The sequence below is a fragment of the Actinomadura kijaniata genome, assembly GCF_014138665.1.
Taxonomy (GTDB): domain Bacteria; phylum Actinomycetota; class Actinomycetes; order Streptosporangiales; family Streptosporangiaceae; genus Spirillospora; species Spirillospora kijaniata.
Genome location: NZ_JACJIA010000004.1, coordinates 292,792 through 315,374, shown reverse-complemented (window position 1 = coordinate 315,374; position 22,583 = coordinate 292,792). Strand labels below are relative to the sequence as shown.

The following is a 22,583-nucleotide window of genomic DNA, read 5'->3' as shown; positions in this document are numbered from 1 at the left end:
GTGCGGGACGGCCCCGCGGGAGGCGGGGTCCGTCAGGAGACGGTCTTCTGCCGGGGCTTGGCGTCGTCCAGCGCGGCCAGCTCGAAGTCGGCGCGCGGGGCCTCGACCGTGGCCAGCGAGACGGTCTCGCGCTTGAAGAACAGCGCCAGGGTCCAGTCGGCCAGGACGCGGGCCTTACGGTTGAAGGTCGGGACCATCATGCCGTGGTAGGTCCGGTGGAAGAACCACGCCGGCCAGCCCTTGAGCTTGAGGCCCAGCGGGTTGGCCACACCCTTGTGGAGGCCGAGTCCGGCCACCGCGCCCAGGTTGTTGTGGACGTAGGGCTTGAGGGCCTTGCCGCGCAGCGCCCGCACGATGTTCTCGGCCAGCACCTTGGCCTGGCGGACGGCGTGCTGGGCGTTCGGCGGGCAGAACGCGCCCTCCTCGGTGAGGTCCGGGATCGCGGCGTTGTCACCGGCGGTGAACGCGCGGACCATGCCCTCGATGGTCAGGAACTCGGTGCCCTTGATCCGGCCGCGCTCGTCCAGCGGCAGGTCGGTGTGCTTGACGACCGGGGCGGGCTTGACGCCGGCGTTCCAGACCAGGGTCCCGGCCGGGAAGCGGCTGCCGTCCGACAGCTCGATGTTGCCGTCCACGCACGACTGCAGGAACGTCTTCATCTTCACGTCGATGCCGCGGCCGCGCAGCTGCTCGGCGGTCCACTTGCCCATCTCGGGGCCGACCTCGGGCAGGATGCGGTCGGCGGCCTCGACCAGCACGAAGCGCAGGTCCTGCGGGGTGACCTTGCGCATGTACCGGGTGGCGTCCCGCGACATGTCCTCGACCTCGGCGATCGCCTCGACGCCCGCGAAGCCGCCGCCGACGAACACGAAGGTCAGCGCCTTGCGGCGGATCTCGGCGTCGTCGGTCGACTCGGCGATCTCCAGCTGCTCCAGCACGTGGTTGCGCAGGTGGATGGCCTCGCCGACGTTCTTGAGCGAGAAGCCCTCCTCGGCCAGGCCGGGGATCGGCAGGATCCGCGGCACCGCGCCGGCGGCCATCACGAGGTAGTCGTAGGAGACCCGCTCCGGAGGGCCGGCGAGCGGCTGGAGGATGGCCCATCCGTCGTCGTGGTTGATCTCGGTGACGCGGGCGTTGCGCACGGTGCACCTGCTGAGCACCCGGCGCAGCGGCACCACGACGTGCCGCGGGGAGATGTTCCCGGCGGCGACCTCGGGGAGGAACGGCTGGTAGGTCATGTACGCGTTCGGGTCGACGACGGTCACCTTGACCTCGCCCTTGCGCAGCTCGCGCTTCAGCTTCTTCTGAAGGCGCAGAGCCGTGTACATACCCACATAGCCGCCACCCACGATCAGGATGTGGGGAGCGCCAGGGGTGTCCTCGGCGGTCCTGGCCATTGCGGCCTCCAATGTTCACGGTCGGCTTGTGAAGGTATTCACAAACTATCCGATGGTCTGGACCGCTTGCGCCCCTATCGCAGGGAAAGAACGCAAGATCTTTCCATTCCGGAAATTTAGACCGCTCCCAGCTCGTGAACTTCATCACTCCTTCCCGCGAAACCCGGCATCAACGGACAAACTTCTCATGACCAACGTCACATCGTCATTTCCGACGATCAACCCGGCGGAACGGACGGCCGGACCCGGCCCCGATCCCGACCGGACACGGACCGGACCCGATCCGGTACCGATCCGGACCCGCGCTCGGCTCGTTCTGGTCCCCGCCAACCCCTATCGTTGGGGCGGACTGAGGAAGGGGGCGCCGCCGGCGGGTGCGCGCACGCTCGGATGAGAGGGAATCGGGTGGCGCGCGGCGTACGATCTCGGCCGGGGAGCGTATCGATGATGAGCAGAGACCGGCGTCCGATCCCGGCCGCTGTGGGCGCCCTGGTGCTCGGCGGCGTCCTGAGCGGCTGCGGGCTGATCGGCCAGCCGAAGAACAGCAGCGCCGAGCTGTCGGAGTGGTTCACCGTGACCAGCCCCGCGTTCCGCGATGGCGGCGACTTGCCCACGCGATTCGGCTGCACGACGTACTCTGGCAACGGAGCACAGGGCAAGACCCCGCCGCTGCGTTGGTCGGGAGCCCCGGCCAACACCACCAAGTCGTTCGCGATCGTGGTGGACGATCTGGACGCCTCCGACGGCGCCCACGTGCACTGGGTGGTCGCGGGGATCGAGGCCAACCGGACGGAGCTCGTCGAGGGCGGGCGGCAGGACAAGATGGTCGAAGGTCTCAACACCGGCAAGAAGGTGAGCTACCTGCCGCCGTGTCCGCCCAGGGGCGAGCGGCACCGGTACCGGTTCACCGTCTACGCGCTCGACTCCCCGGCGCCGTTCAAGAGCGGCGCCACGCTCCAGGAGTCGCTCGGCGCCATCGCCAAGCACACGGTGGGCCGGGGCCGGATCACCGGGAACTTCGGCGAACGGTAGGCGCGTTGACCGGGACCGTGGGCTCGCACGACCGGGGCCACCGAGAACGGAGTCGGCGCGCACCCCGCGTGGGACTGCGGTCACCTGCGGGGCACGAGCTGACATCAGAGGTGCCGGCCGACCGGATCGGCCGTTCGACACGCACCGGGTGAGGGTGAATGTGCGCGAAGGGTGTGACAACGGTCATAGCGGTCGGCAAGAATCGTTGTAGGTCCGCCGGGAACCGGCCGCTAGCGTCAACCAGGACGAGCCCGCGGTCCGCGCTGGCGACTCCCGCCGGACCAAGGCATTGGGTGGTGGCATGACTTCTTACATCGTGGTCATCGGCCTCATTGTGGTCGTGGCCCTGGTGGTCGTCCTCGTGGTCCTGGGCCTGCGGGCCAGCCGGGCCGCGCGCGACGACGATGACGAGTGGATGGACGAGCCGCAGCAGCAGCAGCCGCCGCGCGGTCGCCGCGGCGCGCCACCACCACCCCAGGTGGAGCCGGGCGCCGAGGAGGACTACGGCGGCTACGACGAGTCCTACGGCCCCGGTCGCGAGGATCAGCAGGCCTACGACCGCCGCGTCGCCGGCGGTCCGCTCGCCGCTCCGGCCCCGGGCCCGGGCCCGGCCCCCGCCGCGCCGCCGCCCCCGCAGCCGTCCCCGCCGCCGCCCGCCGCCGAGGCGGGCGACGAGATGGAGGACGACGACTACTGGGCGACGATCACGTTCGACAAGCCGAAGTTCCCCTGGCAGCACGGCAACGCCGGGGAGCGGGGCGAGGACCCGCGCGGCGGCGACCCGCTCGACGAGCGTCCCGAGCCACCCCCGCACGTCGAGCCGCCCGGCCTGACCCAGCCGGTGTCGATGAACTCGGACCTGCCCGTCGGCGGCCTGGCCGCCGGACGCGGCGGGACCGGTCCACAGCAGGCTCCGCAGCCGCAGCACCAGGCCCCGCAGCAGCCGATGTCACCGCCCGGGTCGTTCGCGCCCGCCGCGTTCAACGAGCCCTCGTACGGCGAGCCGTCCTACAACGACCCGTCCTACAACGAGCCCGCCTACAACGAGCCCGGGCCCCTGGGGGGCGACCCGCGCGCCACCGCCAACGACGGCATCCCGCACATCACGATGGGCGACCAGCCGGCGTTCGGCGGGCCCGAGCACTCCTACGACGAGCCGCCCGCGCAGCCGTCCTACGGGGACCAGCCGTCGTACGACCAGCCCTCCTACGACCAGCCCTCGTACGGCGACCAGCCGTCCTACGAGCAGCCCTCGTATGAGCAGCCCTCGTATGAGCAGCCGTCGTATGAGCAGCCCTCGTACGAGCAGCCGTCGTATGAGCAGCCCTCGTACGGCGCGGACCCGCTGGGGACCCGGCCGGCGCAGCCGGACCCCTCGTTCGACCTGCCGAAGCCGCCCCCGGCCGACCCGCGCGGCACCGACCCCCGCGGGCTCGATCCGCGCGGCTCGGACCCCCTGGGGCTGCCGCTGGGCCGTTCCGAGGAGCCGCCGCCCGCGCAGCCGTCCTACGAGCAGCCGTCCTGGGGCTCCACCGGCGGCCAGCCCGCGCCGTCGGCGCCGCCGCCCGTCCCGGCCCCGCCCGCCCCGGCTCCGGCCGCGTCGTCGCCGTCCGACAGCAGCGACCACAAGCTCCCGACGGTGGACGAGCTGCTGCAGCGCATCCAGACCGACCGGCAGCGCGCGGCGGGCGGCTCCGAGCCGCCCGGGTCGAAGCCGTCGTTCGGCAACTCGCTGAGCAGCGATCCGCTGGGCGACCCGCTCGGCAGCGGCACGCCGTCGTTCGGCACCCCCGGCCCCTCCTGGTCCTCCGGCGGCGGCCCCTCGACCCCGCCGCCCGCGACGCCCGGGTTCTCCGGGTTCGACACCGGGACCGGCGGGCAGAGCACGCAGGGCGGCGACGGCTTCCCGCCCCCGTCGTCCCCGTCGTCCTCGTACGGCGACTCCTCCTACGGGGACTCGTCGCGCTACGACGACCCGCTGAACCCCTCGGGCCGCGACTCCTACGGGTCGTTCGGCGGCGAGCAGACCGGCGGGAACGAGCCGGGCCGCTACACCGACTTCAGCGGAAGCAGCTACAACGGCGGTTCCGACCCGCTGGCCGCGCCACACGACTCCGGCTCCACGGGGGGTTACGGCGACCCCAACGCCACCCAGGCGTACGGGGGAGGTTCCGGTTACCACCCGTCACCGCAGGGCTATCCGGGAACGCCCGGGTCGAACACGGGTGATCCCGGGGCCAACCCCTACGGATCGTCCTATCCCGCCCCCAACGACCAGCAGCGTCAGCAGCCGGACGATTGGGAGAACCACCGCGACTACCGGCGCTGAGCCACCGCCGCCGGACCGTCACCGCCCGCCGACAAGGGGCCGTCACGACATGTGACGGCCCCTTGTCGTTGGTGTCGCACCCGGCGAAGGGACGGAAACGATGCTTATATACGAGAGGTGACTGTAAAGCCACTCAACGTGTCCACGCTGCGACGAGATCTCCTGTCCTCGTTCGTGGTCTTCCTCGTCGCGATCCCGTTGTCGCTCGGCATCGCCGTGGCCTCCGGCGCCCCCATCGCCGCGGGCCTCATCGCCGCCATCGTCGGCGGCATCGTCGCCGGGCTGGTCGGCGGCTCGCCGCTCCAGGTCAGCGGGCCCGCCGCCGGGCTCACGGTGATCGTCGCCGACATGGTGCAGACCTACGGCTGGCGGGCGACCTGCGCCATCACCTTCCTCGGTGGGCTGCTCCAGATCGCGCTCGGCGCGTGCCGGGTCGCCCGTACCGCGCTGGCGGTCTCCCCCGCCGTCGTGCACGGCATGCTCGCCGGGGTCGGCGTCGTGCTGGTGCTCGCCCAGGTCCACATCGTGCTGGGCGGGAGCCCCGAGCATTCAGCCCTGAAGAACCTCGGCGACCTTCCCCACCAGCTCATGCACCCGCAGTCCCATCCGGCGCTGCTGGGCGCCCTGACGATCGGCGTGCTGCTGCTGTGGTCGCGCCTGCCCAGGCACGAGGGCGGCGGTCCCCTGGCGGCGCTGGGCCGCTGGCTGCCCGGCCCGCTCCCGGCGATCGCGCTGGCGACGCTCGCCTGCTGGGCGCTGGACTGGAACGCGCCACGCGTCGACCTGCCCGACACGCTGCTCGGCGACTGGCACCCGCCGACGCTCCCGGACGGCCCGCTGCCGGCCATCGTCGGCGCGGTCGTGTCGATCGGCGTGGTCGCGTCGGTGGAGTCGCTGCTGTGCAGCGTCGCGATCGACCGGCGGCGGCCCACCGGGGTCCCGCAGGCCGACCTGGACCGCGATCTGTTCGGGCAGGGCTCGGCCAACGCGGTGTCGGGCCTGCTGGGCGGCCTGCCGGTCGCCGGGGTGATCGTCCGCAGCACCGCCAACGTGGAGGCCGGGGCCCGCACCCGGCTGTCAACGATCATGCACGGTGTGTGGGTGCTGGTGCTGGCGTTGATGTGCGGCCCGGTGATCGAGCAGGTGCCGCTGGCGGCGCTGGCGGCGCTGCTGATCGCGCTGGGCGTCAAGATGATCGACACCGCGCGGATCCGCGACCTGCAACCGCACCGCGAGGCCCCCGCCTACTTCGCGACCCTGCTGGGCGTGGTGGTGCTGGGGCTCGGCGAGGGCGTGCTGCTGGGCATCGGCGTGATGGCCGTGCTGGCGCTGCGGCGGCTCACCCGCCTGTCGGTGCACATCGAGGAGGCGATCCCGACCCCACAGGACCGGCCCGGCCTGGCCGACTGGCACGTGGTCGTGGCGGGCACGCTGACGTTCCTCGGCGTGCCGAAGGTGACCAAGGCCCTCCAGGCGATCCCGGCCGGAACGGTCGTCGACCTGGACCTGGATGTGGACTTCATGGACCACGCCGCGTTCGACGCCATCCACCAGTGGCGGCTGGCCCACGAACGCCAGGGGGGCAGGGTCGACATCGATGAGGTTCACGAGGCTTGGTATGAAAGAGCTGTGACCGGTGAAATGCCTCCAGAGCGAAAGTCGTCCACTTCTGCCCCCTGGTGGGCCCCGTGGGCGAATCGGCAGCGGCCCGACCAGGGACCCGTCCTCGACACACCCGAGGTGTCGCCGAGCGCCCTGCTGCTGGCCGGGGTGCGCGAGTACCACGGCAGCACCGCCCGCCTGGTCCGGCCGATCATGGCGGAGCTGGCGTTCGAGCAGAAACCCGAACACCTGTTCATCACCTGCGTGGACTCGCGGGTGGTGCCCAACATCATCACCGCCAGCGGCCCCGGTGACCTGTTCATCAACCGCAACGTCGGCAACATGGTCCCCCGGCACGGCTCGCGCGTTCCCGACGACTCGGTCGCCGCGACCGTCGAGTACGCGATCAACGTGCTGGGCATCCGCACCATCACCGTCTGCGGCCACTCCAACTGCGGCGCGATGGCCGCGCTGCTGGCCGGCGGCACCGAGGTCGAGCACCTGACCGCGCTGTCGCGCTGGCTCAAGCACGGCAACCACAGCCTGGCCCGGTTCATCTCCGCCGAGGCCGACGAGCGGTCGCCGCTCACCCGGCTCTGCCAGATCAACGTGATGCAGCAGCTCGACAACCTGCTCACCTACCCCTGGCTGCGCGAGCGCGTCGAGGCCGGGAAGGTGGAGCTGGTGGGCCTGTACCTGGACCTGGAGACGGCCAAGGTGCACGTGCTGGACCGGGCGACGGAGATCTTCGTACCGGTGGCGGACGAGACCTCCAGGGACACGGGCGAGGCGAGCGCGCTGACCTGACAACGGACGCGGGGCGCCCCCGAGGGGACGCCCCGCGCCTGTCGTTCAGCGGCCGACCAGCTCCTCGTGGTCACCGCGGATGTAGGCGCCGCTCACCCGGCGGGCCCACCGCTCGTTGGCCGAGTTCGCCTGCCCGCCCAGCCGGTCGTGCCGGCTGGCGGAGGCGAAGGCGACCAGCAGGATCAGGGAGACGAAGGTCAGGGCCAGCACTCCAACCGCGATCACCGACACCAGTCCGGCCATCGGCGCTCCTTCCTCCGCGGGACGCGCACCCGGACGTCCCGCCCAGCACCGCCGGTCCACCGAGCGAACCGGCCGATACCTCGAAGGTAGGTGCAACTTTCACCGCGATTTGTGTCGTATGACCCGAACCCGGGGAGATCCCGCGCACGCCCCGGTCAGACGGGTTGCAGTTCCCGGTCCACGGTGACCCCGGCGGTGTCGGACTGGTTGTGGCGTTCGACCCAGCCGACGAGCGCCGTCCGGCAGGCGTGGTCCAGGTGGCGCAGCCGGGACAGGTCCAGTTCGATGGGCCGGTCGTGCGGGAGCGCCTCCAGGGTGTCCAGCAGCTTGGGCAGGCGGAGGAAGGTGGCGTGGCCGCTCACGGCGACCCGGATGGGCCCGTCGCCGCCGTCGTGGACGTCGAGGTGGATGTGGGAGGTCTCCCAGGCCGTCTTGGCGATGGCCAGCAGCAGGCCCAGCAGCACGCCCTCGAACAGGTTGAGGGTCACCACGGCGACCGCCGTGGTGACCAGGACGACGGCCTCGCCCCGGTGGTCCCGCCACAGCGGACGCAGGCCCCGCCACGGGATGAGCTTCCATCCGGCGTGGACCAGCACCCCGGCGAGCGCGGCCAGGGGGATGTACTCCAGGGTTGTCGGCACCAGCGCGGCGAACACCAGCAGCCACACCCCGTGCAGCACGCGGGACGCCTTGGTGCGCGCCCCGGCCTGGACGTTGGCGGAGCTGCGGACGATGACGGCGGTCATCGGCAGCGCGCCCAGCGCGCCGCAGACGGCGTTGCCCGTCCCCTGGGCGACCAGCTCCCGGTCGTAGTCGGTGCGCGGGCCGTCGTGCATGCGGTCCACGGCGGCGGCGCTGAACAGGCTCTCCGCCGACGAGATCAGCGCGAACGCGACCACGGTCCCGATCATGCCGATCTCGGCGAGCCGGGCGAACTGGTCGGCGCCGGGCGGCTGGATCGCCTCCAGCAGCCCCTGCACCCTCAGCGTCTCGGCGGGCAGGCCGAAGGCCGCGACGCCGGCGGCGGCCAGCGCCACCGCGACCAGCGCGCCCGGCACGATCCGCACGCGTTCGGGCAGCCGGGGCCACAGCACCAGGACGGCGATCGTGAACGCGCCGATCCCGATCCCGGCCAGCGTCCCGGGCGTCGCGAGGGCGCCGCCGATCCCGGGCAGCCCGAGCAGCTTGCCGACCCCCGAGGCGGGCGCGTCGACGTCGGCCATGGCGTACAGCTGCCCGGCGATGATGGTCAGTCCGATGCCCGCGAGCATGCCCTCGACGACGGCGATGGAGATCGCCCGGAACCACCGTCCCAGGCGCAGCAGCCCGAGCAGCACCTGGAGCAGCCCGGCGGCGAGCACCAGCACGCCGAGCGCGGGCAGCCCGTAGGCGCGCACGGCCTCGAACACCAGGACGGTCAGCCCGGCGGCGGGCCCGCTGACCTGCAACGAGCTGCCGGGCATCAGCCCCGTGACGATGCCGCCGACGATCCCGGTGATCAGCCCCAGCTCGGCGGGGACACCGGACGCGACCGCGACGCCCACGCACAGGGGCAGGGCGACCAGGAAGACGACCAGCGAAGCGGCGAGGTCACGCCGCCAGGTCAGTTTCATGATGTCCTCTCTCACGCGCGTCACAGGGGCGGGAACACTCCGTCGCCGGGCCGGTGGGCCCGCACGACACCGGTGTCGACCTCGTAGAACCATCCGTGCAGCCGCAGGTCGCCGGCGGCCAGACGGTCGGCGACGGCGGGGTACCCCCGCAGCCGCTCCAGCTGGGCGAGGACGTGCCGCTGCCCGGCGAGGTCCGGGTCGTCCCCGGCGGGCGCCTCGGCGGCGAGGTCGAGCCAGGCCCGGAGCGCGGGCGCGGAGGGAAGCCCGTCCCCGCTGACCAGCGCCCCCACCGCGGCGCAGCGCGAGTGCCCGCAGACGACGACGTCGGGGACGCCGAGCACCCGCACGGCGAACTCGATGGTCCCGGCCTCCCCGGCGGGCCGGTCCGAGTACGGGGGCACCACGGCCCCGGCCGTGCGGAGCTCGAACAGCTCCCCCGGCCCGGCCCCGGTGATCAGCGCGGGCACGACCCGCGAGTCCGAGCAGGTGACGAACAGGACGCTCGGGTCCTGCCCGGCGGCGAACCGCCCCAGCTCGATACCTTCCGACTCCGCCCGCTCACGGAACGTGCGGGCATGATCGATGAATGAACGCATGACGGATTCCTCCAAGGTGCGCGAGCGCGCGTCGATGGAGCGTGGGAGCTACGTTCTCGTCAGAGGGAGGGGATCAGGCCCGCGACGTCGCGGGCGCCTGTCCCGAGGCGAGGGCCGCGCGGCGTTCAGGAGGCCGTTCGGGCTCCTCGGGGCACCGGAGCCGCGGCGGGTCGGCGTCCGTCCTCGCGTGGAGGCACGGGGAGGCGGCGGCCTGCGGCCGGACGTGGGACCGGGCGACCGCCTCGTGAGGGTCGCGGTCCTCGTGGGGCTGGACGCGTTCGGAGTCGGAGGCGAGCACCGTCTCCAGGACGGCGGGATCCCGCTCGGCCCCGCCCGGCACCATCACCAGGCAGGCCCCGAACACCAGGACGAGCAGCGCCACGACGCCTCGCATCCGGCCGCGCCGCGCCACCGCCCACCCCCTCCAGCCCACTTGATCTTGCATCGAGCATAGGCACCGGTCAGGGCCGCGGTCATGACCGGCCACTGAACTATGTGCGAACTCACACCTACCCGGCTACGAAGCGTAACGAACCCGGGAGGGCCGGAGGTTCCCGTCAGCGGCACCACGGATCCGTCCCCACGGAGGCCGGGGGCGCTTGCGCCGTTCACCCGGAATGAGCATTCTCGACGCCATGGACCTCGGACTGGCGCCCCACACGATCGTCATCCTCGCGTTGATCAGCCTCGCCGCGATCGCCGGATTCCTGATCGCGATCAGGCAGGAGCAGGCCGACAGGGAGGCGGACCAGCTGGTCTCCGCCGAAGTGGGACGCCTGGAACTCCCCGAGATACGCCGCCTCCTCCACCAGGGCCTCCTGACCCCCAACCGAGGCTTCTGGCAGGTCCTCGAAGAGGGCCTCATCCGCTTCCACCCCCGCGACCCCCAGGAGGAACTCCAACGCCAACACCTCCTCCAGGAGATCCGCCTCCGACTCCTCCCCTGAAAAGGGTGATCGCGAGCCGCCCACGAAAGGCGGGAACCGACCGATGGCCAGCGGGGTGCGGGGCGGACGAGTCGGCCTGTAAGCCGGGTTCCTCTCAGCCGTCCCACACGACCAGCACAGACGTTCGATTCAAGCCTTCTACCTGCACCGGAAGCCCTCGACGGTTCTCACCGCTTCACGCATGATCGCAAGGCCATGTGCCCTGGATGTGCCCACACAAGATCAGCGACATCGATCTTGCTCGTACATTAACAAAGCGAAAGCGGAGCGCTGAAGGGGTGACTGCGATAATCTTTGCAGATGAACTGGGATATCGCATCAAGAGCATTCATCGCAATTGTCGGACTCATTGGTGTCATTTGGCAAGTTCGACGCACCCATGGCGGCACCTGGAAAACCATCAAGGATGAGCTAGAGGTATACGCCCTATTGCCCGACGACAGCAAAGCAAAGAAGGCTCTGCTCGAGCGCGCAGAAGCGGCCATCGCGCGCCAAATAGCCGAAGAAGGGGAATTGAAACGAGAACCTGTAGGAATTATTTTGGCGACAATCTTCTTGCTGATATCTGCTGGCATGATTCTTACCGCCTTTAATAGTGGCGGCTGGTGGTGGATCTCTCTACTTCCTGCCTCTTTCTTCCTACTCTTTGGGATTGCTGGCTTGCAGCAGGACGCAATACCACGCAAACGCGATGAAAAAGGAAGGCCGATTGAACGTTAGCTATAGATTAGCTGGACGGTTCCGGACTTGCACGGGGGCGGAGCCTCGTAGCCTGATCGGCTGACGGGCGGCACCTGCCTGCCCGCGCTGGCCCGTCGCGAGGCTCCGCACGGGGTCCCCGCGCAAGGCGGGAACCGGCCAGCGGCACCGGGCAGGCTTTCTGCGATCAAGCGGCCCGCGATTCAGTTACACGCCAGTCGACCGGCTGGTCTTGGCCCGCCTGTCGTCGTCGCCCAGCAGAGACGGCAGGCGGGCCGCCGCGTCGGCGGCGTGGGCGGCCCGGTTCGCGGGCCGCCTTGAAGACGTACAGAAAGTTTGCACAGGGGCCGTAGGGTCAGCTCGCCGAGCTACCGACAAGAGGAACCGATGCCACTGAGCTCCAGTCCCAGAGCCTTTCTGCTCCGCGTTGGATGATGAGGTCCACGGAAGTGATCGTCACGGTTCGGGAAGGAAGTTCCCTCCCCAAAGCGCTGATGAGCGGCTGAGCCAACTGATCAGCTTCGCTGTAGCAGAGCGTGATGTGAGGCGTCCATACGCTGTCCTGCTGCTCGTTCGTCCATGGAAGTACCTTGTGTGTTGCCTGCTTGACCGCGAGGTGGATGGGAAGCAGTGCGGATTTTGGCTGAACGTGAAGCATTATCGCTTCGGGGTGATAGAGAACCTTGCCGATCACTACTTTCGCTGGCGAAACCCCAGCTAGACGGCGAGAACCTTCGTCTATTAGCTGCTCAATGTTCTCAGAGGTGATCTCGTAGGTTGAGCCGACGCGGAAAGTGGTCATGTGCAACCACTTCGCGGGCGTCATATGCAGTCCATGAAAGGGCGCAAGTTTCTCATGCGCAACCCTGGCCAGCTCTGCAACCTGCGGCTGATTTTGAAAAAGAACGTGCCAGTATACGGTGCCCTCATCAGGGCCGGGGTTGTAGCGCTCTTTCCAGCGATCTGCCATTCGATTAGGCAGTTGACTCACCGAGTTTTTCCTTTTCCTTTGCTAGCAGTGCGCCGCGATTGAAATCGTAGATGCTTTCGAGCATGGCGGCCACTGTTGGGCTCTTGTAGTACTTCTTTTGCTTCAAGCGTTTGGCGAAGTCGTCCAGGTATCTGGTGACAGTAGCGACTCTGAACTCTGGTTCCAAGGCCAGCATGGGTGAGACCTCGGTGAGGGCAGCGTCTAGATCGCCCTTCATCAGGTGGGCGATGCCTGAACCAACCCTGATTTGTGCCCATGTGCTCGGAGTGCGGGGCGTTCCACTGGTCCAAGCCGCGTCGGCAACGGCGACTGCTCGTAGAGCCGCATCGGGATCGCCCGTACGGGTCGAGACGGAGAGGGCCAGCAGAGCTTGACGCGGCGGAGGAAAAGACCACACTGACGTACCTGGGTCGGAGGAGTCCAGGTGCTCGGCCGCTGTGTCGGCCCTGCGGAGAGCTTCCCTCGCTCGGCGAGCGTCTCCGATCAAACCAGCGGCGCGGGCTTCATAGCTCGCAAGCATGGCGCGTAGCGGCGTTGGCGCGCTGACTTCGAAGCCTTTGCGGGCAAAGGTTGCCGAGTCTTCATAGTTCCCCTGCCAACGCGCAGTCTTCGACTGGACAGCCCAAGCTATGGCCTCGTTGGACTCTGCCTCTTGAGCACAGGTCAGCGCCGCTTGTCCATAGACCATAGCGGTCTGGTCTCGGTTGAGGTCGCCCAGCAGAAAGCCAGCGTGCGCAAGTATTTCTGAATCGATTTTGAAGAGTTCTCGGGTTTGGGCTAGCCGCTGCTTCCCGGACCTCAATAGCGATTGGATCTGGTCGTGCATCTGGACGACTTCGCCGAGAACTTGGGCGGCAGGTAGGCGCGTGTGGTTCTCAGCGAGGCGGGCTGCTGTAAGTGCTAGGTGGTCGATCGCCTCCTGAGTTGTGTTGCTGGCGGCTAGCCATGATGTGAGTGCTGTTGCATCGCTCAATGTGGGGACGCGAGGAGAGGCTGTCTCTCGGTCCCTAACAGGAGCACCGAAGAGAGCATCGTGAGAGAGGCCAAAGGCACGGCAGTACAACTCTGCGTAGAGATCTCCGGGCATATGGTTGCCAGCTTCATAACCACGGACGTAGCGCTGCACACTCTCGATGGACGGCAATCCGGCACGGGTCTTGGCGTCAGCGGCATTGATGAGGTTCCGAGCCATCTTCTTCTGGCTCCACAGGCGCTTAGTCCGCTCGTCTCGCAACCTGATCGCCCAGAACGGGAGTCCTTGATCAGCCATCGCAATGATCACCTAAGCCCGCCACAGGATCGCTTCTCCTAATGTATCCCCCTCCATTATGGATACCGCTGTTCCAACCTGGTGTCACGCAACGGGAGGCGCACCGAGAGGCGGTGCGGCCCGGTGATCGAAAGGAGAGCCTGATGCGGCTCATCGTGGACACCAGCACGAAGCAGGTCCAGGTGTCGAAGGACCCGGTCGAGAAGAAGGACCAGAACGGGCGGCAGCGTACCGAGCGGGACACCGGTCGGCCGATGTGGTCGACGCAGGTGTTCGTCCAGGACGACGACGGCGGCGAGGTCATCACCATCACCACGGCCGGTGAGAGGCCCAACGTGAGGGTTGGTGCGTTCGTCTCCGTGTCCGAGCTGGAGGCCCTGCCCTGGGCGACCAACGGGCGTAACGGCGTGGCGTTCCGCGCGGCAGCGATCAAGACGATCCCGGCTCCGGCCCCGACCTCCAAGTGACCGGAACTCCCCTGCCCCTCGCGGCCTGATGGTGTCTGGTCCGGCGTGAGACTCCGCCGGACGGCGACCTCTTTTCCCATCTCCTGTGGGAGCAGCGTTCCGCGCTCCCCGTGACGCACGCGTGTGGCCCGCCCGTCGGGCCGCACGGTCACCCCTCGCTCAGCTTCCCCTCGTCGACATTCGTCCGAGGGAACCTCGCTCTTTCCCTGTTCCCGCCCACGCCATTTCCCGGTGTGCGGCTCTTTGGTGATCCCCGAAAGCGATCACCCGACTGTCTGGAGGCCATCATGCGGTTCCACTTCATCCTCACCGTACTGCTCCCCGTTCCCGAGGGCACGTCCTACATCACCATCGAGGGCACCACCACTCTCACGCCCGGCGCAACCCGACAGACCGCCTACAGCAACCTGCTGATCCTGCTGCGGTCGCGGCACAACCTCCCGCCGGAAACCCGACTCAACACCGTCTTCTTCGCGCTCGAACCCAACGAGCTGCCCGGCGTCACCCACGCCGTGGCCTGATCTCCGCTGAACGCAGCGCGGGGCCGTAAGGACTGCACTCCTCCGGCCCCGCCTGTTCACCCCATCCATCCCCTGGAAGGACTGAACATGTCCAAGGTTAGTTCGGCTCGCCGGTTCGGCCGCTCGGCCTACCGGTCAGGGTTGGGTCACCGAGGTGGCCCGGTCACCATCATCGAGGACCGCGTCAGCCGGTCCCACGCGCGCACCGCCAGGGTCGCCTTCTACGTCACCGCCGTGGTGGTGGGCCTGTTGGCCGCCGCCATCGCCGCCTCGTATGTGCCCGCGCTGGCCGCCCTGCTGATCGGCGGCGTGCTGGGCTGGATCGTCGGTGTCATCGTGGCCGCCGTCATCACCTGCTGGCCCGTGCTGCGGGTCCTGTGGTGGTGGGCCCCGGAAATCTGCCTCACCCTCCTCGGTATCTTCGGCTGGTCGCTGCTGACCGGCCACACCAACCTGTTGGTGCGTCTGGTTGCCCTGGCCCTGCTGGTCGGTGTCCCGGCGGCCATTCCCGCCTCGCGCCGCTTCCTGATCGCATGCGCCTGGTGCCTGATCGTGCGGCACCGGCTGCGGGTGTGCTTCCACGAGTTCATCATCACCAACCGCTCGGGCACCCTGCCGTTGATCCTGTGGGCCAAGCCCACCCCCACCGGCGAACGCGTCTGGGCTTGGCTGCGCCCCGGCCTGTCGCTGCACGACCTGCAAACCCGCGTCGACCACATCGCGGTCGCCTGCTGGGCCGACACCGTCACCGTCGAGGCGGCCTCGGACTCCAACGCCGCCCTGGTGCGTATCGACATCAAACGCCGCACCGTGCTGACCGGCACCGTCCGACCCCCACTGGCCGCCCTACCCGGCGGCGCTGCTCCTACCGACGTCGCTCCCGGCACGGACGCTTCCCCTCGGCAGGCTCCCACCGCGTTGGACCTGCCCGACGTCCCCAATCCCGACACCACGGCAACCGGCAAGGCCGCACCGAAGGTGGCCCCCACGCCCAACGGCACCGCTTCGGCCAAGACCAAGACCGGCAAGGCCAACGCAGGCGGCCAAGCCCCTCAGACGGCCGCCAGCAGCGGCGGCGACGACGTCAGTGACTGGATCTAACCCCGCTCCCGCGAGGAGAAACGGAGTCAACCCATGCTTGACACCCCCCACGCGTACGACCTAGAGGCCACCTCCGAGACCCGCACCCGAATGATCAGCGCCCTGCGGGCGCTGGCCGACTTCCTGGACTCCCACCCCGACATCCCGGTCGGCGAGTTCAGCCGCGCCCGGCTGCACTTCATCCCCCGCACCGGCACCGCCGACGGCAACGCCGCCGCCATCGACCGCATCGCCCACACCCTGGGCGTGGAGCCCACCGGTGAGCGCACCGGCCACTACCGCGCGGTCAAGCATTTCGGCCCGGCCAGCTACGAGGCGTTCGCCATCCATCCCGACGCCCAAGCCGACCACGACGCGCGTGACAGCTACTACGACGCCGTCATGCCCTGACCCCCGACCGGTCGTGCAGGACTCCGCCTTCCCTCGGGGTCCTGCACACCCCGTCAACGAAGGAATCCCCCATGGCCCTACCGACCACGCCCCAACCGGCCCCGGTGCCGGTCGGCCCCAACCTGTCGATGTTCGACCCGGCCTTCGCCGGGATCGACGAGTACGGCACCCCCGTCTACATCCCGCTGGCCTACCGCCGCCTGCTGATCGCGGGCGAACCGGACGCGGGCAAGTCCAGCCTGGTCAACCTGGCCGCCGCGCACGCCTCCCTGGCCGCCGACGCCCGCACCGTGCTGTTCGACGGCAAACTCGTCGAACTGGGCCCCTGGGAGGACAGCGCCGATGAGTTCGTCGGCGCGGACATGGACCACGCCTTGGTCACCCTGCGCCGTCTGCAAACGGTGATGAACAACCGCTACGCCTGGTTGCTGGCCCACGGCCGCCGCAAGTTCACCCGCGCCGACCGCGTCAAGGCCATCTGCTCGATCTTCGACGAGATCGCGCTGTACGCCACCGTGCTGGGCACCCGCGAGCAGCAGACCGAGTTCATCACGCTGTTTCGCGACCTGGTCGCCCGGGGCCGCGCCGCCGCCATGCCGGTGATCGCCGCCACCCAACGCCCCAGCATCGACATCATCCCCAAGTCCCTGCGGGACCTGTTCGGCTACCGCGCCGCCTTCCGCTGCACCTCCTCCGGCTCCAGCGACATCATCCTGGGCGACGGCTGGTCGCACGCCGGATTCTGCGCCACCACCATCCGCCCCACCCTGCCGGGCGTGTGCTACCTGATCGCCGAAGGCGGCGTCCCCCGCCTGATCAAGGTCGCCTACCTCACCGACGCCGACATCGCCACCCTGGCCGAGTTCGCCGCCTGGGCCCGCGCCGGCGACCGCACCCACCCCCACACCGGCCCGACCGTCGTCGCGGCCTGAAAGGAGCGCGCCATGCCCGATGTGAGCCGCTTCCTGATCACCACCATCAACCCCGAGGTCAACGGCTACACCGGCGTCTGCCTGGTGTGCTTTGAGACCGAGACCGCGCCCCTGGACGCCTGGACCAAGCTCACCGACTGGGCGCGCGAACACCACTGCCACCCCGACCGCGTGGCCGCCGCCCGCACGCTGATCGGCGACCGCATCGCCCGCTGCCTGTACTGCGGGTCCACCGACATCACCGAGGTGCGCGTCACCGTCGATGAGCGCACCAGTGACATGGCCCTGCAATGCGACGCCTGCAGCGGGGTGTGGGCCCCATGAGCATCTTCAAGCGCTACCACCACGGCAAACCCGACTGGTCGCACTGGCGCATGGAATGCGACTGCTGCCACCGCCAAGCCCTGATGTTCGGCCCCAACGCCGACGCCTGGCTGGTCACCAAACGCCAAGGCATGGCCGTCTACTGCCCCGACTGCCTGGGCTGCTGGGCCGACCACCTGATCGCCAGCGTCCTGCGCTGCCCCGAATGCGACTACACCCGCCTGCGCATCTGGATCTCCAACGACACCGACCCGCTCGACGAGCGGCACCCCAACTTCGTCGACTGCGCCCGCTGCGGCGCGATCGTCCTGATCACCGACCCACCGACCGGACGGAAGGACACTCCATGACCGAACCCACCAACGCCGACCCGGTCCTGGACCGGCTCCGCGACGCCGCTCGTCGTCGTGCCCAAGCCGATCGCGAGATCCGCGCTCTGCTGGCCTACGCCCGGCACTTCACCCGCCCCCGGCCCTACCGGCTGGCCGACCTGGCCACCGCCACCGGCATGTCGATCTCCGGGGTGCGCGGCGCGTACACCGCTCGCGACGTCGAGCTGATCGCCGACCTGTTCGCCAACCGCGCGGCCCGACTCCCCGACGACCTGATCAACGCCCTTGACCTGATGGCCTCGTCTCCGCCGAGGTCCTGAGATGACCGCCAGACGTCCGCCCGATGCGGCCAGCACCGTACTTCGCGCCCTGGAAGACCTCTGGCACACCATCCGCGACCGTCACCCCGAGATCCCCGAAGTGGTACTGATCCTGGCCTCGGGCACCGACGGCAAGCACGCCCGTTGGGGCCACCACGCCCCCGCCCGCTGGCGTGTCCACGACACCGACCGCACCGAAATCATGATCAGCGGTGAAGGACTTCGCCGTCCTCCTCGTGAGGTGCTCGGCACGTTGTTGCACGAGGCCACCCACGCCCTTGCCGCCGCGCGCGGCGTCCAAGACACCAGCCGCCAAGGCCGCTACCACAACACCAGGTTCCGCGACCTGGGCACCGAGATGGGCATCCAGACCACCAAGACCGACAAGTTCGGCTGGTCGACCACCACCGTGCCCGACGCCACCGCGACCGTCTACGCCCGGCCGTTGAAGGCCCTGGAGAAGGCCATGGTGCTGTGGCGACGCGATGAGATCACCAACGCGGCGACCAGCCGTAAAAGCAGCAACCTCATCGCCGCGATCTGCCCGTGCGAACGCACCATCCGCATTGCCGCCTCCTCTCTGGACCAGGCCCCGGTCACCTGCGGTGCCTGCGGAGGAGATTTCGAACCCAAGTGAGCCGCTTTGACGCTTAAGCGTCAAATCCCGTCTTTCGCACGCGCACAGGGCCGGTCCGCCCGCCAAGACAGTCCGGCCCCGTGCCTGCAACCCACATCCCCCAACCGAAGGACGTGGACGTCATGCACGCTACCCACTACGCCTGTGTCTCCACCAGCGGACCACGGGTCCCGGCCCTGGACGCCTACGCCGCGCGTGGCACCTACCTGGAGTTCTACGACCCCACCGGCAGTCGCTACGGCCTGCCGACCTACCCCTACCGCTGGGCTCCCAAGGGGCTGCTGACCCGCCGTCAGCTCCGCGCGCACGGCCTGCGCCCCGGTGGCCAACCGGTCGCCGCCCAGATCCTTTGGCGGCGCGGCAAGCGCGTGGCCTACCTGTACCAGGTGGCGCTAGCCAAGCCCAAGCGCACCGCCACCCCGGCCCAGCTCGCCGCCATCGCCAAGGCGCTGAAAGCCCGCCGCACCTGCTCCACCTGCGGCATCGAAAAGGGCTACTACATCCCCCGCTCGCTGGGCGAGTGCCTCGACTGCGCCGAAGCCTCCGGGGGCTGGTCATGAGCAAGAACACCGTCAACACCGGCTTGACGCCCAATCGCCCCCGGCGCGTGGTCGAGAACGACGAGTACGCCGCGTTCGTTCGCCGCGTCCTGCGCGCCTACAGCCGTCGCATCGCCTCCGGCGACGTCGAGTGTCTCGCCTTGTTGGTCCAGCTCGACACCAACCTGCACACCGCCATCGCCCACGCCGTGAAGGGCCTGCGCGCCTACGGCTACTCCTGGGCCGAGATCGCCCGCCCGCTGGGCATCACCCGCCAAGCCGCCCAACAACGCTGGGGCGGTGACGGGACATGACCGCTCCAAGTGTCCTGAACTGGCATCACCGCCAGCACTGGGGCGGCGGCCGACGCCTGCCGTGCATCTGCTGCGGCAAACCGGCCTTCCTGCGCGACAAGCGTGGACGTCCCTGCCACAAGACCTGTGCTGAAGCAGCGCAGAACCGTCCTGGTGGCCTCATCGACGGAGGCCGCCCATGACTCACCTTCCCGCGTCGGGTTCGACGCTGGCTCTCACGCCCGGCCAAGTCACCCTGTGGTCGGACGTGGGGGCGAACACCGAACCCCGCCGACTCCCACCCTCAAAGATCACCCGCCGCCCGGTGCTGGCCACCGATACCGCGCTGGCCCGTGCCGGGGCGGGCGACTATGACGCCTGGCTCGATCACGTGTGGTCCGCCGCCGGATGCGTGCGCCCGATCCGTCTGATCGGCGAGGTGGTCACCGTGGACCGCCGCACCGGCGAGATCATCGGCGGCATCCCCACCGCCGCCATGCCCGACGGCGTGATCTACAAAGCCTGCGGTAACCGCCGTGCTGCTGCTTGTCCGTCGTGTTCGCAGACCTATCGCCGTGATGCCTTCCACCTGATCCGTGCCGGGCTGGTCGGCGGCAAGGGTGTCCCGGCGGCGGTCACCAGTCATCCGGCGGTCTTCGCTACCTTCACCGCACCCGGCTTCGGCCTGGTGCACACCCGGCACGTGCCCCGCCACACCTGCGCCGACCGTCGCCGCTGCGCCTGCCGCCCGGCCCCCTGCCACGCCCGCCGCGACAGGGCCGTGTGCCCGCATGGCCGCGCCGTAGTCTGCTTCGCCCGCCATGAACGCGGTGACGCCCGGCTGGGACAGCCGTTGTGCGCCGACTGCTATGACCACGCCGCGCACGTGGTGTGGAACAACCACGCCGGGGAGCTGTGGCGACGCACCAAACAAGCCATCGAACGCCGCTTGAACCAACTCGCCCGGCAACGCGGCCTGCCGCCGGTCCGCGTCGCTCACGGCAAGGTCGCCGAGTTCCAAGCGCGCGGCGCGGTCCACTTTCACGCGCTGCTGCGTCTGGACGGTCATCTGCGGGCCGACCCGGAGGCGTTGCGGCCGCCCCCGCCGGGCCTGACCGTCACCGATCTGGCCGACGCGGTCGAGTACGCCGCCGCCGTCACCGCCTTCCACACGGCTCCGCATCCGGCCCAGCCGTCCGGGTGGCGCATCGCCTGGGGCGCTCAGGTGGATGTGCGTACCATCACGATGAGCGGCGCGTCCGCCAGTGACGTCATGGTGGCCGCCTACCTGGCCAAATACGCCACCAAGAGCACCGAAGTCACCGGACATCTGTCCCGCCGTCTCACCGCCGCCACCGTCGCCCACCATGCCGACCCCACCGGCACTCACGCGCAACGGTTGATCGCCGCCGCCTGGCGGCTGGGATCGCACCCGGCTTTTGAGTCCCTGCGGCGCTGGGCGCACATGCTCGGCTTCGGCGGCCACTTCCTGACCAAGGCCCGGCGCTACTCGCTGACCTTCGCTGCTCTGCGCGCCGCACGCGTCCACTACCGCCGCGCCCAGACGCCTGGTCCCGAATACGCCGCCGACCGCCTTGGCCGTCAAAGCGACCTTGACGACATGGCCGTGGTCGTTCTGGGCCGTCTGTCCTACGCCGGAACCGGCTGGCACACCCTCGGTGATGCGCTGCTGGCCAACACCGCCGCCGACCAGGCCCGTCAACGACGCCAAGCCGGTCTGGAAGATCTCGCTCACCAAGCCGCCACACCGTCCGACTTGCAAGCCGCCTGATCGAAAGGAGACCCGGATGGACCTCACCCCCGACTGCACCTGGACCCCTGACGAGGTGGCGCGCTTCCTGCGTGTTCCCAAGGCCACCCTGTACCAGTGGCGCTATCTCGGGACCGGCCCCAAGGCCGCCCGTGTCGGCCGCCACCTGCGCTACCTGCCTGAGGACGTGCTCGCCTGGTTCCGGGAGCAGCAGAAGGCGGCATGAGCATCTACGACCGCTGGCACAAGTCCCACCCCAAGAAAGGTGATCGCCCCTGCCACGAGCACAGTCGGGGCAAGACCAAGCTGTACCCCACCGCCGACCACCTCAAGGGTGACCGCTGGCAGGTCCGTTGGCGCGACGGGACCGGACAGCAGCAAAAACGCAACTTCCCCAAGAAGGCGGGCACCGATCCCGAGACCTCCGCCGAGGCGTTCGACGCCCAGCGCAAGGCCGACACCGATCGCGGCGAGTGGATCGACCCGCGTCTGGGCCGGACCCCGTTCCGGGACTACGCGCCGGTCTGGATGAAGTCGCGCATGCACAAGCCGGGCACCGTCGAGACCTACGAACAGCATCTGCGCAACCACATCTACCCGGTCTTCGGCGGACTCGGCCTGGCCGCGATCCGCCACACCCTGGTACAGCAGTGGGTCACCGACCTCCAGGCGGTCAAGGGCCTGGCCCCACGCACCATCGCCACCATCTTCGGGATCTTCGCCAGCATCATGCGCGGCGCGGTCCGCGACGACTATCTGCGCAAGTCTCCATGTGCTGATATTCGATTGCCCGACATCATGCCCACCCTGGTGCGGCTGATGGAACCGGCCCAGATCCTCGCGCTGGCCAAGGCCATGTGCGACCGGTACGGGCTGTTGGCGCTGCTGGGTGGTGGCGCGGGACTGCGGCAGGGGGAGGCGTTCGGGCTGGCGTTGGATCGAATCGACTCGAACGCCCAGATGATCACCGTGGATCAACAGGTGGTCGTCGTGGAACGTAAGCCGGTGCTCGCCACGCCCAAAACCCCGGCGTCGATCCGGGACGTGCCCATGCCTGGCTTCGTGCGGGACGCCATCCACGAGCAGACCGAACGGCTTCGACTCGCCCCCGACGCGGTGCTGTGCCGAACCCCGCGCGGCACCCTGCTGCGCCGCGACTACTTCAACAAAAAGATCTGGAAACCCGCGATCATCGCGGTCGACCTGCCACCGGACACCACCTTCCACGACCTGCGGCACACCTTCGCCAGCGTCGCGCTGGCCAACGGCGTACCCATCTCCGAGGTGTCCCGCTGGCTGGGCCACAAGTCGATCACTACCACGGTGGACCTGTACGGGCACCTGGTGCCCGAAGCCAGCGGGCGGGCACGGGACGCGCTCGATGCGGCGTTCGGATCTGGGAACAATGTGCCCTGAATGTGCCCTGAGCG

At 69.2% G+C, this 22,583-nt stretch carries 26 protein-coding genes; 19 read left to right on the top strand and 7 right to left on the bottom strand.

The window, feature by feature from the left end; genetic code table 11:
• Positions 1-32: 32 nt before the first annotated feature.
• Positions 33-1,397: an NAD(P)/FAD-dependent oxidoreductase gene (locus tag HNR61_RS17505; RefSeq protein ID WP_084000946.1), complete on the bottom strand. Its 1,365-nt coding sequence runs from the start codon at positions 1,395-1,397 to the stop codon at positions 33-35.
• Between the two features lie 447 nt (positions 1,398-1,844).
• Between HNR61_RS17505 and HNR61_RS17500 the strand changes: the two genes are divergently transcribed.
• The 3 genes from HNR61_RS17500 (at position 1,845) to HNR61_RS17490 (ending at position 7,167) form a co-directional block, all read left to right on the top strand.
• Positions 1,845-2,429 carry a YbhB/YbcL family Raf kinase inhibitor-like protein gene (locus tag HNR61_RS17500; protein ID WP_067833271.1) on the top strand — a complete coding sequence of 195 codons (585 nt, stop codon included), beginning with the start codon at positions 1,845-1,847 and terminating at the stop codon, positions 2,427-2,429.
• Positions 2,430-2,730: 301 nt separating this feature from the next.
• Entirely contained in the window at positions 2,731-4,758 is a 2,028-nt protein-coding gene (locus HNR61_RS17495) for a hypothetical protein (RefSeq protein ID WP_182844215.1), read from the top strand.
• Between the two features lie 117 nt (positions 4,759-4,875).
• Complete coding sequence (locus HNR61_RS17490; RefSeq protein WP_182844214.1) at positions 4,876-7,167, top strand: SulP family inorganic anion transporter; 2,292 nt, start codon at positions 4,876-4,878, stop codon at positions 7,165-7,167.
• A gap of 45 nt (positions 7,168-7,212) precedes the next feature.
• Here the strand turns inward: HNR61_RS17490 and HNR61_RS17485 are convergent, their stop codons facing one another.
• The 4 genes from HNR61_RS17485 to HNR61_RS17470 form a co-directional block, all read right to left on the bottom strand.
• Positions 7,213-7,410, bottom strand: a complete 198-nt coding sequence (locus HNR61_RS17485; RefSeq protein ID WP_067832181.1) for a hypothetical protein — start codon at positions 7,408-7,410, stop codon at positions 7,213-7,215.
• Between the two features lie 155 nt (positions 7,411-7,565).
• Complete coding sequence (locus HNR61_RS17480; RefSeq protein ID WP_182844213.1) at positions 7,566-9,023, bottom strand: SulP family inorganic anion transporter; 1,458 nt, start codon at positions 9,021-9,023, stop codon at positions 7,566-7,568.
• Positions 9,024-9,043: 20 nt separating this feature from the next.
• Entirely contained in the window at positions 9,044-9,619 is a 576-nt protein-coding gene (locus HNR61_RS17475) for a carbonic anhydrase (RefSeq protein WP_182844212.1), read from the bottom strand.
• A gap of 73 nt (positions 9,620-9,692) precedes the next feature.
• Positions 9,693-10,013, bottom strand: a complete 321-nt coding sequence (locus HNR61_RS17470) for a hypothetical protein (protein ID WP_220509457.1) — start codon at positions 10,011-10,013, stop codon at positions 9,693-9,695.
• Positions 10,014-10,254: 241 nt separating this feature from the next.
• Here HNR61_RS17470 and HNR61_RS17465 point away from each other — a divergent pair, with 241 nt between their 5' ends.
• A complete protein-coding gene (locus tag HNR61_RS17465) occupies positions 10,255-10,566 on the top strand; it encodes a hypothetical protein (protein ID WP_182844210.1) in 312 nt (103 codons plus the stop codon).
• 300 nt (positions 10,567-10,866) lie between these two features.
• Positions 10,867-11,286 (top strand): hypothetical protein, encoded by a 420-nt coding sequence (locus HNR61_RS17460; RefSeq protein ID WP_182844209.1) that lies wholly within the window; start codon positions 10,867-10,869, stop codon positions 11,284-11,286.
• 334 nt (positions 11,287-11,620) lie between these two features.
• Here the strand turns inward: HNR61_RS17460 and HNR61_RS17455 are convergent, their stop codons facing one another.
• The gene (locus HNR61_RS17455) at positions 11,621-12,256 is read right to left on the bottom strand and encodes a 2'-5' RNA ligase family protein (protein ID WP_182844208.1); all 636 of its coding nucleotides are present in this window, start codon (positions 12,254-12,256) and stop codon (positions 11,621-11,623) included.
• A complete protein-coding gene (locus tag HNR61_RS17450; RefSeq protein WP_182844207.1) occupies positions 12,240-13,538 on the bottom strand; it encodes a helix-turn-helix domain-containing protein in 1,299 nt (432 codons plus the stop codon). The genes HNR61_RS17455 and HNR61_RS17450 overlap by 17 nt, the downstream gene beginning before the upstream one ends.
• A gap of 131 nt (positions 13,539-13,669) precedes the next feature.
• On the opposite strand from HNR61_RS17450, the gene HNR61_RS17445 reads away from it, so the two are divergent.
• The 14 genes from HNR61_RS17445 (at position 13,670) to HNR61_RS17380 (ending at position 22,569) form a co-directional block, all read left to right on the top strand.
• Entirely contained in the window at positions 13,670-13,993 is a 324-nt protein-coding gene (locus HNR61_RS17445; protein WP_182844206.1) for a hypothetical protein, read from the top strand.
• A 287-nt stretch (positions 13,994-14,280) separates the two neighbouring features.
• Positions 14,281-14,514, top strand: coding sequence for a hypothetical protein (locus tag HNR61_RS17440; RefSeq protein ID WP_182844205.1), 234 nt, complete (start codon positions 14,281-14,283; stop codon positions 14,512-14,514).
• Positions 14,515-14,601: 87 nt separating this feature from the next.
• Complete coding sequence (locus tag HNR61_RS17435) at positions 14,602-15,615, top strand: hypothetical protein (protein ID WP_182844204.1); 1,014 nt, start codon at positions 14,602-14,604, stop codon at positions 15,613-15,615.
• A 33-nt stretch (positions 15,616-15,648) separates the two neighbouring features.
• The gene (locus tag HNR61_RS17430; protein ID WP_182844203.1) at positions 15,649-16,005 is read left to right on the top strand and encodes a hypothetical protein; all 357 of its coding nucleotides are present in this window, start codon (positions 15,649-15,651) and stop codon (positions 16,003-16,005) included.
• Between the two features lie 71 nt (positions 16,006-16,076).
• A complete protein-coding gene (locus tag HNR61_RS17425) occupies positions 16,077-16,937 on the top strand; it encodes an FtsK/SpoIIIE domain-containing protein (protein WP_182844202.1) in 861 nt (286 codons plus the stop codon).
• 12 nt (positions 16,938-16,949) lie between these two features.
• Entirely contained in the window at positions 16,950-17,261 is a 312-nt protein-coding gene (locus tag HNR61_RS17420) for a hypothetical protein (RefSeq protein ID WP_182844201.1), read from the top strand.
• On the top strand, positions 17,258-17,611 hold the full coding sequence (locus tag HNR61_RS17415) for a hypothetical protein (RefSeq protein WP_182844200.1): 354 nt from the start codon (positions 17,258-17,260) through the stop codon (positions 17,609-17,611). Before HNR61_RS17420 ends, HNR61_RS17415 begins: the two co-directional genes overlap by 4 nt.
• The gene (locus HNR61_RS17410) at positions 17,608-17,913 is read left to right on the top strand and encodes a hypothetical protein (RefSeq protein ID WP_182844199.1); all 306 of its coding nucleotides are present in this window, start codon (positions 17,608-17,610) and stop codon (positions 17,911-17,913) included. The genes HNR61_RS17415 and HNR61_RS17410 overlap by 4 nt, the downstream gene beginning before the upstream one ends.
• Before the next feature lies 1 nt (position 17,914).
• Positions 17,915-18,550 (top strand): hypothetical protein, encoded by a 636-nt coding sequence (locus HNR61_RS17405; RefSeq protein WP_182844198.1) that lies wholly within the window; start codon positions 17,915-17,917, stop codon positions 18,548-18,550.
• Between the two features lie 122 nt (positions 18,551-18,672).
• Positions 18,673-19,110, top strand: a complete 438-nt coding sequence (locus HNR61_RS17400) for an RRQRL motif-containing zinc-binding protein (protein WP_246442973.1) — start codon at positions 18,673-18,675, stop codon at positions 19,108-19,110.
• A complete protein-coding gene (locus HNR61_RS17395) occupies positions 19,107-19,403 on the top strand; it encodes a hypothetical protein (protein ID WP_182844197.1) in 297 nt (98 codons plus the stop codon). The genes HNR61_RS17400 and HNR61_RS17395 overlap by 4 nt, the downstream gene beginning before the upstream one ends.
• Before the next feature lie 178 nt (positions 19,404-19,581).
• Positions 19,582-21,174, top strand: a complete 1,593-nt coding sequence (locus HNR61_RS17390; RefSeq protein ID WP_220509456.1) for a replication initiator — start codon at positions 19,582-19,584, stop codon at positions 21,172-21,174.
• 16 nt (positions 21,175-21,190) lie between these two features.
• Positions 21,191-21,379 (top strand): helix-turn-helix transcriptional regulator, encoded by a 189-nt coding sequence (locus tag HNR61_RS17385; RefSeq protein WP_182844196.1) that lies wholly within the window; start codon positions 21,191-21,193, stop codon positions 21,377-21,379.
• A complete protein-coding gene (locus HNR61_RS17380) occupies positions 21,376-22,569 on the top strand; it encodes a tyrosine-type recombinase/integrase (protein WP_182844195.1) in 1,194 nt (397 codons plus the stop codon). Before HNR61_RS17385 ends, HNR61_RS17380 begins: the two co-directional genes overlap by 4 nt.
• The last annotated feature ends 14 nt before the right edge of the window (positions 22,570-22,583 follow it).